This is a genomic window from Bradyrhizobium sp. sGM-13 (assembly GCF_018398875.1).
In the GTDB taxonomy this organism is placed as follows: domain Bacteria; phylum Pseudomonadota; class Alphaproteobacteria; order Rhizobiales; family Xanthobacteraceae; genus Bradyrhizobium.
The window spans coordinates 1-218 of record NZ_JAGWDK010000505.1; the positions used below are offsets into that span (position 1 = coordinate 1).

Annotated in this window: 1 protein-coding gene; it reads left to right on the top strand. The window is 61.5% G+C overall.

The genetic code is table 11. From position 1 onward, the window contains the following. On the top strand, positions 1-218 hold a 218-nt coding region (locus KJQ96_RS39815; RefSeq protein ID WP_213291302.1), incomplete at both ends, for a helix-turn-helix domain-containing protein.

Here is a 218-nt window from a genome sequence, read left to right on the forward strand (position 1 = left end):
GACATCCTGCCGCTGACGCAAGACACGCTTTCGGAATTGCTCGGTGTGCGCCGCCCGACGGTGACGCATGTCATATGCAAGCTGCGCGAGTCGGGCGGAATCCGATCCAATCGGCGCGGCTCGATCGAGATTGACAGGCCGCGGCTCGAGGCGGCGACATGTGAGTGCTACCAACTCATGCGCCGTAGAATCGATCGCATCGTCCTGACGGACGAAAT